The 9,955-nt window shown below is 52.0% G+C and carries 14 protein-coding genes and 1 pseudogene; 5 read left to right on the top strand and 10 right to left on the bottom strand.

Annotated features, from left to right (window positions below):
* Positions 1-252 (bottom strand): annotated as a pseudogene (locus tag T260_RS1000000141155) (hypothetical protein); the annotation flags it as partial.
* A 126-nt stretch (positions 253-378) separates the two neighbouring features.
* On the opposite strand from T260_RS1000000141155, the gene yoyE reads away from it, so the two are divergent.
* On the top strand, positions 379-537 hold the full coding sequence (gene yoyE / locus T260_RS1000000140045) for a protein YoyE (RefSeq protein ID WP_008879283.1): 159 nt from the start codon (positions 379-381) through the stop codon (positions 535-537).
* Between the two features lie 35 nt (positions 538-572).
* On the opposite strand, the gene T260_RS1000000140040 is transcribed toward yoyE, so the two are convergent.
* A complete protein-coding gene (locus T260_RS1000000140040) occupies positions 573-737 on the bottom strand; it encodes a hypothetical protein (protein ID WP_011231072.1) in 165 nt (54 codons plus the stop codon).
* Between the two features lie 105 nt (positions 738-842).
* A complete protein-coding gene (locus tag T260_RS123290; RefSeq protein WP_013145439.1) occupies positions 843-1,160 on the bottom strand; it encodes a hypothetical protein in 318 nt (105 codons plus the stop codon).
* Between the two features lie 222 nt (positions 1,161-1,382).
* Here T260_RS123290 and T260_RS123295 point away from each other — a divergent pair, with 222 nt between their 5' ends.
* Entirely contained in the window at positions 1,383-2,504 is a 1,122-nt protein-coding gene (locus T260_RS123295; RefSeq protein WP_011231070.1) for a DUF2515 domain-containing protein, read from the top strand.
* Positions 2,505-2,515: 11 nt separating this feature from the next.
* Here T260_RS123295 and T260_RS123300 read toward each other — a convergent pair whose 3' ends face one another.
* Positions 2,516-2,695: a YozD family protein gene (locus tag T260_RS123300; protein WP_011231069.1), complete on the bottom strand. Its 180-nt coding sequence runs from the start codon at positions 2,693-2,695 to the stop codon at positions 2,516-2,518.
* 130 nt (positions 2,696-2,825) lie between these two features.
* Here T260_RS123300 and T260_RS1000000140565 point away from each other — a divergent pair, with 130 nt between their 5' ends.
* Positions 2,826-2,948 carry a hypothetical protein gene (locus T260_RS1000000140565; protein WP_013145441.1) on the top strand — a complete coding sequence of 41 codons (123 nt, stop codon included), beginning with the start codon at positions 2,826-2,828 and terminating at the stop codon, positions 2,946-2,948.
* On the opposite strand, the gene yodN is transcribed toward T260_RS1000000140565, so the two are convergent.
* The 4 genes from yodN to T260_RS1000000138360 form a co-directional block, all read right to left on the bottom strand.
* A complete protein-coding gene (yodN, locus tag T260_RS123305) occupies positions 2,930-3,574 on the bottom strand; it encodes a germination protein YodN (protein ID WP_011231068.1) in 645 nt (214 codons plus the stop codon). The genes T260_RS1000000140565 and yodN overlap by 19 nt on opposite strands.
* Before the next feature lie 131 nt (positions 3,575-3,705).
* A complete protein-coding gene (locus tag T260_RS123310; RefSeq protein WP_011231067.1) occupies positions 3,706-3,924 on the bottom strand; it encodes a YozE family protein in 219 nt (72 codons plus the stop codon).
* Between the two features lie 346 nt (positions 3,925-4,270).
* Complete coding sequence (gene bioB / locus T260_RS123315; RefSeq protein WP_023634524.1) at positions 4,271-5,272, bottom strand: biotin synthase BioB; 1,002 nt, start codon at positions 5,270-5,272, stop codon at positions 4,271-4,273.
* Between the two features lie 157 nt (positions 5,273-5,429).
* Positions 5,430-7,034, bottom strand: coding sequence for an NAD(P)/FAD-dependent oxidoreductase (locus T260_RS1000000138360; RefSeq protein ID WP_023634523.1), 1,605 nt, complete (start codon positions 7,032-7,034; stop codon positions 5,430-5,432).
* Between the two features lie 179 nt (positions 7,035-7,213).
* Between T260_RS1000000138360 and T260_RS123320 the strand changes: the two genes are divergently transcribed.
* Complete coding sequence (locus T260_RS123320; protein WP_011231064.1) at positions 7,214-7,807, top strand: DUF502 domain-containing protein; 594 nt, start codon at positions 7,214-7,216, stop codon at positions 7,805-7,807.
* Between the two features lie 42 nt (positions 7,808-7,849).
* Here T260_RS123320 and T260_RS123325 read toward each other — a convergent pair whose 3' ends face one another.
* Both T260_RS123325 and T260_RS1000000140035 read right to left on the bottom strand, forming a co-directional pair.
* Positions 7,850-8,788, bottom strand: coding sequence for a magnesium transporter CorA family protein (locus T260_RS123325; RefSeq protein ID WP_014195699.1), 939 nt, complete (start codon positions 8,786-8,788; stop codon positions 7,850-7,852).
* A 573-nt stretch (positions 8,789-9,361) separates the two neighbouring features.
* Entirely contained in the window at positions 9,362-9,508 is a 147-nt protein-coding gene (locus T260_RS1000000140035) for a hypothetical protein (protein WP_011231062.1), read from the bottom strand.
* Positions 9,509-9,689: 181 nt separating this feature from the next.
* On the opposite strand from T260_RS1000000140035, the gene T260_RS0121040 reads away from it, so the two are divergent.
* Positions 9,690-9,955, top strand: a 266-nt coding sequence (locus tag T260_RS0121040; RefSeq protein WP_031213191.1) for a HesB/YadR/YfhF family protein, incomplete at its 3' end; no start/stop codon positions are given.

Below are 9,955 nucleotides of genomic sequence, written 5' to 3'. Positions count from 1 at the left end.
GAGTTCAGACGTGTGCTCTTCCGATCTATACCAAAAACCGTTGATATCGGCCAAATCGCGCAAGTACACGTCGATGCCGCTGAGCCGATAGTACATGTCAGCAACGATGGCAGCGATGATGACGACGTTGACCGCATGGAGAAGGGGCACGCTTCTCCAGCGGAACAAGAGTCGCTCAACTTGCCCTTTGACCCAAAGCAATGCCGCAATCGAGACGACGCACAAGAGCAGCGACAGCGCCAGTGCGGCCATCGTTTCGCCCCCTTCCCTCTTTTCTCCTGCGCCCGCCGCATGATGCCGCCTGCAAACATTTTCCGTCGATGAACCGCCGCCAGACCGCATACACTAACGACAACGACGGTTCAAGGAGGGAAAACGATGGGCAAAAAACACCGCAACCGCATTAACGGGCAGAAAAAGAACAACCATATTCCAAAAGAAGCATTGATCGCTGAAGATGAGGCGCATGCCAAAGAATATTCCGCCGCCGGCGGCCGGAAAAACGGTCCGGGCCATCACGACAATCCAGAATCGTGACAAACCGCAGAAACCCTTGTGCGATACAAGGGTTTCTATCGCGGTTCCGACGGCTCGGATTCGTCCCAAGCAAGCGTGACGACTTTTGTATATTCCCCGCGTTCAATTTCCTCTTTTGTCGCTCTTTCATTCAGCTCCTCATCGTCGTCGATGCCCGGGGCCACCGTCGGCATGTCGCGCCGCCGTTCGTCATGTTCCATCAAGTCCGCCCCCTTTCCTTTCTTATCCGTTCCCGAAACAAGGGGGCTTTATTCATATTATATCATCTCTAGCTCTTGCTGGCGACTATATTTTTGAATATTCGGTCAACAGATGAGCTGTCGTTCCACTTGTTTCCATCCGTCTGGACAAAGGCGATAGTACGTCTGTCCTTTCCGCCCTTCATCGATCAGCACAACGTCCCCAGTCCGCATAAATCGAGCTTGACAGTTTTTCGGCATCAGATCGGCGACATTAAACATCCGATACAACACCGCCAGCACTTCATCATGTCCGGCCGCCGTCACCGTCATGCGGCACACTTGCCGGTAGCCTTTCGTTTCCCCAAAGCGCGGTGTTTGAAAAACGACCGCCTCATATGCACGTTTTGTCATCCACATCCGTTTCCCCCATAAACGAACCATTGTTTTCCTCTCCCTTCTCCCAATAAATCGGCCCTCCGCGCCCCATACTATGGTTGATGTCGAATTCGATCGCGAATCGTCTTCGGAGCCGAGACAAACGTGTATTATACTTATTTGGTGATTTGGCGTGTCGATTCCTTCAGCAAACGAGCACTCCTTTTGTCGAAACGATCGCGGTCTTCTGGCAAAAGTCCACAAATGATGCAAAGGAGAGACAGCCTGATGCCGACTCGCCCGTTCGCTTGGCTGCGCCATCCGCTTCAGTATGCCTACCGCTCCTTTTTGTACCGCCATCCGGTCCGCCTCGCCGATGACGGCCTGCTTCGCCGGATGGCCGCCCGCACAACTGTCCCGACTGACGGACCGCTCAGCGCGGAAGAAAAGGGCATTGTTGCCGCCATTCGCCGGAAAACAGCGGAACATAACCGCAACAACGTGACGCGCACCGCCGCCTACTTAGCGTTTTTTGAGCGCCATCGGGAAATTCATTGGGCGTTTTTAGCCCATCTCGTCTCGCGCAACGGCGGTTGGAACATGACTGATTTGCGCGGCGGCCTTCTTCCGTTTTTGCTGCCGGAACAAATCATTGCACCCCTTTTTTTGTTTTTGGAGCGCGCCAATGCCCTCATTTTTCATGATGCCTATCCGCAGCTTCTGCTGTACGAAGAAAGCAAACGGAGGGAGACGCCGCTGTTTCATTTGTTGCCGGCGCTAGCGGTGTCTTCGTTTATGAAGCCGATGTGGGAACATTTTTGGGAAACGGGGAATGCCGCGCTTCTTACGGTTGCTCTGATCATCAACGAGCAGCAGTACATCCAGCTTCGCGTCATCGAACATCCGTTTTTCCGCACCCGCGTGCTGTCAAGCTGGCCGTTTATTGTCGAGCAATGGCTCGGGTTCAACGATGTGCTCATCCCATATGCCAAAGGCCGCCGCGTAGCGCTTGCCGGAACGACCGTGCGCGATTTCGCCGACGTCCACCACCGCATCCATATTGGCAAAACGCTGTACAGTCTGCTGCTGTTTGACGCCCGGCTGTTTCGCGGCGCCTGCCGCTTTGCCCGCTGCGTCCCCCACAGCGGCTCACGCGCCGACTTCTGGCCGCAATCGTTCGCTGAAACGCCTGATGGGCACCGCTTTTACAGCCCCCGCCTTGAGGAAGCTTGGCCGGATCTTGCGCACCCGTTCCACGATCATCGCGATTGGTTCACCGATGAGGCGATCATGCAGGCGCTTGAAACGCTCCCGCTTCCGGCCTCGGGCGACATGACCAGCCGCTACGAGCGGCATTTGGTCATGATGAAAACAGCCGCCATCGCGGCGGCCAAATCAACTTCATCATAAAACGACGAGGACTACTCCCCATCGATGTCAATCTCTTCATCGATGATGCATTTTTCAAGCAAATAGTCAAACGTAATATCCGCGAGCTCCTCAAGCTCCTCTTGCGTTGGCACAAAGCCGCGGCGGATGAGTTCTTGGTAAAAAAACTCAGCGATTTCTTCCGTATCGATAATCACTTCAATTTCCTTCACCGCATCTCGCCCCCTTTGTAATGTTGTATGTCGCCGCCTTCCGTTTTATGTCAAAAATCATGTTGTACTATTTTTTCAGTCTCCCCCATACATATGTACCAACAAAACAAAAAACACGGAGGCGGACAAAATGGACAAATTCACTGCGATCGATAAAATGATGGAAACAGTTGTCAATGGATTGGGCGCGATCGTCATTTTCGCCGGCATTCCTTATTTTCTTTTTATTCTTTATCAATTTCTATCCTGGTGATTGGCGATTGTCCGCAAACGTTTTACAACTGTTTCCATCATCCGTTGGTACTGTTCATCGCCGAACCATTCATATAACGCTTTATAATCGTTGTACATGTCAAGGAGCTCGTCGACCGACGGCCCTTTCTCTCCGCTGTCGGCCGGCGGCAATAGAAGCGACGCTTTCACCGGCGCGGCGATGACAATATCTTGCACGAGCGTGACGGACGTCTCCTCTCCGTCGGCAAGCGGAATGATGTCTTCCAAATGGACTTCAATCTCCCAACCATCCGTCAGCCGTTTCAATTCGTAAATCGTCTCTTCCCATCCTTCCCCGTAGTAGCGGTAAATTTCTGTCCGCACCCCGACGATTTTGAACAAATGGCCGCCATAATCGCGGACGCGGACAATTTCGCCGAGAAAAAACGGCAACTCAATTTCAATCTCTTCCGCGATCCATAAATCACCCACAAACTCAGACAATAAAATGAGCGCTTGCTCGGCAAACAAGCTATGGCCATGGTTGATTTCGTATAAAAACACACCGTCAATCTGCTGAATATCGGTGATCGTTCCGACCGTTCCGTACAATGTATTGACGACGATGTCGCCGACGGAAAATTTCGGGCGTTTCGGCGCGCTCATTGGCATCTCCACCCTTTGGAACAAATAGTTAGTATAGTATATGCATGCAGAGAAGGGTGGACACCTGCAACCGCGCGGAAAAAAGCTATTTGAAAGCGCTCCCAATTTATGAAATGGGAACGCTCCCTTAGTTACGCTTCATGCAAAAATTGCTCCCATAGCTCATCAAACACAACCATACTTTCCAAATAGTCACCGTTAAGCTCCAAATAGCCGCTCAGTTCTTCATAGTCCGTCGACCCTTTTGGAAAGCTGTGGTCTTCATACGCTCCGTTCGCAAACCGGACGACCGGATCTTCCTGGTGTCCATGGCGGAAGCGCAGCAAGTAACGGTAGAATGACTTTGCCATGTCCCCCATCCTCTTCCTTTCCTTTTGTTGCTATTATAATGAGCTTTTGGCTGTTTGTGAAGCCTTTTTTCGCAGCTTGTATTCCCATCGTACGCGTCGGGTTGGCTTTTCATGCCAAAAAAGCGCGTCAAACGGCGCAATAGGGGTTCAATCCGCTTTTCTCGTCAGAGCATAGGCAGGCCAAGTCCACCGTCTTATCATGCGCTCCGCTTCTCGCCAAGGCTTGCGATGCGCCATCGTGGCGTCCCATCTGAAACCGCATGGCGCCTCCCATGCCTCCCGCTTCGCTAGGTCTTGTCCTCGGTGAGCGCACATACAAAAAGCCGCCATCTTCCGGCGGCATCGTTCATGATACGACTCCGGCTTGCGGAACCGGGGCAAATTCGATTTCAAACCCAAGATCCTCAAGCATTTGATAATCGGCTGACTTTTCTTGCCCGGCGGTCGTCAAATAGTCGCCGACAAAAATCGAGTTGGCGGCATACAGGCCAAGCGGCTGAAGTGAGCGCAAATTCACTTCTCGCCCGCCGGCGATGCGGATTTCTTTGGTTGGATTCATATAGCGAAAAAGGGCCAGCACCTTCAAACAGTAACGCGGGTTTAATTCGTTCGTGCCAGCCAGCGGCGTGCCGTCGATCGCATGCAAAAAGTTGACTGGAATGGAATCGGCGTCAAGCGCCCGCAAACTGCGCGCCATATCGACGACATCCCGCTTCGTTTCTTTCATGCCGATGATGACGCCGGAACAAGGCGAAAGACCAGCTTCTTTCACCGTTTCCACCGTCCGCACCCGATCGTCGTATGTATGGGACGTCGTAATGTTCGGATGGTGCTGCTTCGATGTGTTGATGTTATGATTGTAGCGATCCACCCCCGCCTCTTTCAGCCGCGCCGCCTGCTCCGGCTTTAAGATCCCAAGGCAGGCGCACACTTTCAGCCCGAACCGCTCTTTAATTTCCTTGACCGCGGACACAACGGTGTCGATCTCTTTATCGCTCGGCCCCCGGCCGCTGGCGACGATGCAGTACGTCCCAATGCGCAAACGGTGTGCTTCTTCCGCGCCGCGCAACAACGTCTCTTTGTCGACCATTTTATACGTTTTCACCGGCGCCGTCGATACGGCGGACTGCGAACAGTAGCCGCAGTTTTCCGGACAGAGGCCGGATTTGGCGTTGATGATCATGTTCAGCTTCACTTTGTTTCCATAATAGGCGGAGCGAATCCGGTACGCCCCTTGCAGCAAAAGGAGCAACTCCTCATCCGGACAATCCAATATCGCCAATGCTTCCTCATCGGTCAGCTCGTGGCCTCCCAACACTTGCTCGGCCAACACCAGCCAGTTTGCCATCTCTCCTCTCCCCTTTCCATATCATTACATTTATCGTAACGGACCAGCCGCATATTTGTCAACTATATTTTCATTTCAGTTTACTTTTTAATCCGTCCCCAGGCAGACAGCAAAAAAACAGGCCCCCGTTTGAAGGGGCCTGCCCTCGGTTCCTCACCTAATGCGTCAATTTCTCGACGATGTCGCGGGCGATCCAGACGCCGCAGGCGCTCGCCTGCGCAAGGCCGCGCGTAACGCCGGCGCCGTCGCCGCCGACATACAGCCCGGCGATTTCGGTTTCAAAGCGGTCGTTCAGTTTCGGACGCGCCGAATAAAACTTCGCTTCCACCCCATAAAAGAGCGTATGCTCAGAGGCAAGCCCCGGAGTGACGTGGTTGAGCGCCTCCGTCATTTCGATCAAGCTTTTCATCGTGTTGTACGGCAAAACGAGGCCTAAATCGCCCGGCACCGCTTCTTTTAGCGTCGGTTCGATGAACCCTTCTTTGATCCGCTTTTCCGTCGATCGCCGTCCTTTTAAAATGTCGCCGTATTTTTGCACGATGATGCCGCCGTTGGACAAGGCGTTCGCCAGCCGAGAAATTTCATGGGCGTATTCGTTCGGCTTGTCAAACGGATCGGAAAACTTATGTGAAACAAGAAGGGCAAAGTTCGTGTTGTTGCTGCCGAGCTTTGGATCTTTGTACGCATGGCCGTTGGCGAGCATGATGCCGGAATGGTTTTCGACGACGACATGTCCGGACGGGTTGCTGCAAAACGTGCGCACTTGCGTCCCAACCGACGTGTTGAAAATGAATTTCCCTTCATACAGATGTTCGTTAATTTCTTGCATGACGATGTTCGATGTTTCCACGCGCACTCCGATGTCAACCTGATTGTTGATCATCCGCAAACGGCGCTTGCGCAAGATTTTGCTCAGCCAAACCGAGCCATCGCGCCCCGGAGCGATGACGACTTTTTCCGCTGTCAACGTTTCTCCGTTTTTCAGCACAACGCCTTTCACTCGATGGCCGCTCTCCGTCCGCTCGGTCACGATATCATCCACTTCCGTTGTAAAGCGCATCGCAATCCGCTCGCGCAAATATTCAAAAATGCTTTTCAAAATTTCCAAATTTTGCTCTGTACCCAAATGGCGGACGTACGCGCGCAATAGCTTCAGCCCGGCCGCATAGGCGCGCCGCTCGATCTTTTTCGGCTCCCTTTTCAAACAGGCGGNTGTAAAGCGCATCGCAATCCGCTCGCGCAAATATTCAAAAATGCTTTTCAAAATTTCCAAATTTTGCTCTGTACCCAAATGGCGGACGTACGCGCGCAATAGCTTCAGCCCGGCCGCATAGGCGCGCCGCTCGATCTCTTTCACTTTATCCGTCATCGGGTCGGTGATCGATGTCGTCGCTCCATGCTTCAAGTTGATCTCATCGACATAGCGGATGAGCTCAAGTACGGTCGAAGCCGGCAAATAGTCGGTCATCCAGCCGCCGAATTCGCTCGTGATATTGAATTTGCCGTCCGAATACGCCCCCGCTCCGCCGAATCCATTCGTGATCGAACAGGCCGGCACGCAGCCGGCATAGTCTTTTTTGCCGGCCGGCGGCGGACACTTTTCAATTTTTCTTTGCAAAATCGGACAATTGCGTTTATAGATATCGTGCCCTTTATCGATTAAGAGCACGTTCGCTCCAGGGAGTTTGAGCGTCAGTTCGTAGCAAGTGAAAATGCCGGCCGGCCCGGCGCCGACCACGATCACATCGTAATGATTGTTCATGATCCATCCCCCATTTCCCATGTTCCATTCGAAAGTATACGGAACATTTGGCAGTTCGTCAAGGAAAAACACGAACTTTCTTACCGAATACAACAGAAAATGTTCGATATAATAGAGAGTTGTATAAAGCCAAAAAAATTGGTATGGTGGTAGAGAATGAATAGCGGGGAGGGAAAGGGATGCGTTTTTTCGTGAAACATTTTCTAAACGGCATGCTGACGATCGTGCCAATTTTACTCGCCGTCTATGTGTGCTACAAAGTGTTCACCGTTTTGGATGGGCTGCTTGGCCAATACGTCCGTCCGTATTTGGATGGCCGCTACATTCCCGGCCTAGGCCTATTGGCGACTGTCGCGCTGATTACCGTCTGCGGTTGGCTATCGACGCAATACGTAAGCGGCCGCCTCATTCGACTGATCGACCGGTTGCTTGAAAGCATTCCCTTGATGAAAACGGTTTATTCCGTCGCCAAAGATACAATCGCTTCCTTCGTCGGGGAAAAACGATCGTTTTCGCAAGTTGTGCTCGTTACAATGCCAGAAAGCGGCTGGAAATGCCTCGGCTTCATGACAATGGATGATGTCGGCGCTTGGCACGATCCTCTCGCCGACTACGTCGCCGTCTATATCCCGCAGGCGTTTCAAGTCGCCGGGCTCACCCTGCTCGTCCCGAAAGAGCAAGTGGAAGTCGTCGACATCTCGCCGGAAGAGGCGATGAAATTCATCCTCTCCGGCGGTGTGGCCGTCCGAAAGCAAAAGCGGCTGCCCCAATGACAGGGCAGCCGTTCGCATGGCCATCCAAAACGCGCCTGGCCGTCAAAAGTATCGCTTTTTCCAAAAGATGTACGCCGTCGCCGCTGACAGTGAACCGGCGAGCGCCATCGCGATCAAAAAGGCGTACGGAGAGTGTTGGTACGGAATCGGTACGTTCATGCCGTAGAAACTCGCCACCATCGTCGGCAGCGAAATGACGATCGTAATGGCCGTCAAAAACTTCATCACAATGTTTAAGTTGTTTGAGATGACCGAAGCGAACGCGTCCATCATGCCGCTTAAAATGCTGCTGTATACTTCGGCCATTTCAATCGCCTGCTTGTTTTCAATAATGACGTCCTGCAGCAAATCCTGGTCATCTTCGTACATGCGCAAATAATTGAGGCGCATGAGCCGCTCCATGACGATGTTGTTCGCCTTCAGCGACGTCATAAAATACACTAAGCTTTTTTCCATGCTGAGAAGCGAAAACAGCTCCTTGTTTTTCATCGATTGGTGCAATTCTTTTTCGATTTCGCTCGTCCGCCGATTGATTTGCTTCAAATAGCGCAAATAATACGTTGAAATCATGTACAGCATTTGCAACGCAAACCGCGTCTTCATAAACGTGTAAAAGTTTTTGATTTTGTTTTTGGAGAATTCTTCGAAAATCGGATTCTCCTGCAAACAAACCGTAATAAAACACGTGTTCGTAATGATCATGCCGATCGGAATCGTCTCGTAAATCGGGCCGTCCACTTCATCATGGGCGACAATCGGAATGTCGACGATAATGAGCACATGGTTGTCTTCCTTTTCGACGCGCGACCGCTCCTCGTCATCCAACGCGTCTTTGATCGAATCGATCGGAATGTCCAAATGGTGGGCGATGTAGCGAATTTCGTCTTCCGTCGGGGCAACGAGATTGATCCAGCAGCCATTTTCAATATGATCGATTTCGCGCATTTTGCCGTTGGCATCGGACAAATACATTTTCATCATCTGGCATCCTTCCTCCTTTTCACGCGAGGAAGGCGGCGCCTCTTCCTTTCCGTCCGGAGCCCGTTTTCGTATGATGAGCAGCCGACAAGAAAAGGAACAGGCCGCGTTCCCCGCTATATTCCGGTTCCGGTTCGTTCGGGCTTGAACTACTCATATACGAAAACGCCACTCCTTTCGAAAAAGATGTCCCTCAAGTAATGATAGCGCGGACCGGCCCGTTTGTATAGTAGGTGCCATAAAAAAAAANTTTTCATCATCTGGCATCCTTCCTCCTTTTCACGCGAGGAAGGCGGCGCCTCTTCCTTTCCGTCCGGAGCCCGTTTTCGTATGATGAGCAGCCGACAAGAAAAGGAACAGGCCGCGTTCCCCGCTATATTCCGGTTCCGGTTCGTTCGGGCTTGAACTACTCATATACGAAAACGCCACTCCTTTCGAAAAAGATGTCCCTCAAGTAATGATAGCGCGGACCGGCCCGTTTGTATAGTAGGTGCCATAAAAAAAAAAGCAGCCTACTGGCTACTTTATTCACAAAACAGCGCGATGTTCAACCATCGCCCGCTCGATTCGGCTTTTTTATTCGCTCGATGGCGTCGTGTTGAAAAAATCAGGCGCTTGTTTGTCAATTTGCCGACGGTTGGAACGGCGCGGGCGTTGCTCTTTCTTTTCGCCCATCACCCCATCCGATTCATAGCTTGGCGCAAACGGCCGCTTCTTGCTCACCGTCTTCACCCCCCTCGCTTTTACTGTTCGCCGTCGGCCGGCATTTTACTCGAGCCAGTCAGGGCTAGGTTAATCCATTTTCTGGAAATTGTTTCGCCCTCAAATTGTCAGCCAATGTTCACACAATCGTTTTACCGGCGCCGTCCATTCACTTATAATAAACAAGTGAGGAGGGGAAGCCATGAACATCATGATTACAAAAAAAGCGTTTGATTGGTACAAGCGGGAGCTCGGGCTGAAGCCGGGCGATGCGATCCGCTTTTTTGCCCGCTACGGCGGGTGCAGCACCGTGCAAAAAGGGTTTTCGCTTGGCATGGCCAAAGACGAACTGGTCGACAAGCCGGCGGCGCAGACGACGGTTGATGGCATCACCTTTTTTATTGAAGAGAGCGACCAATGGTATTTCGATGGACGTGATTTTTTCGGCTCGGTTTTCCATCAGCGCTG

Origin of the sequence: Geobacillus thermopakistaniensis, from assembly GCF_000498995.1 — a bacterium.
In the GTDB taxonomy this organism is placed as follows: Bacteria; Bacillota; Bacilli; order Bacillales; family Anoxybacillaceae; genus Geobacillus; species Geobacillus thermoleovorans.
This window is presented reverse-complemented; position numbering and strand designations above follow the sequence as displayed.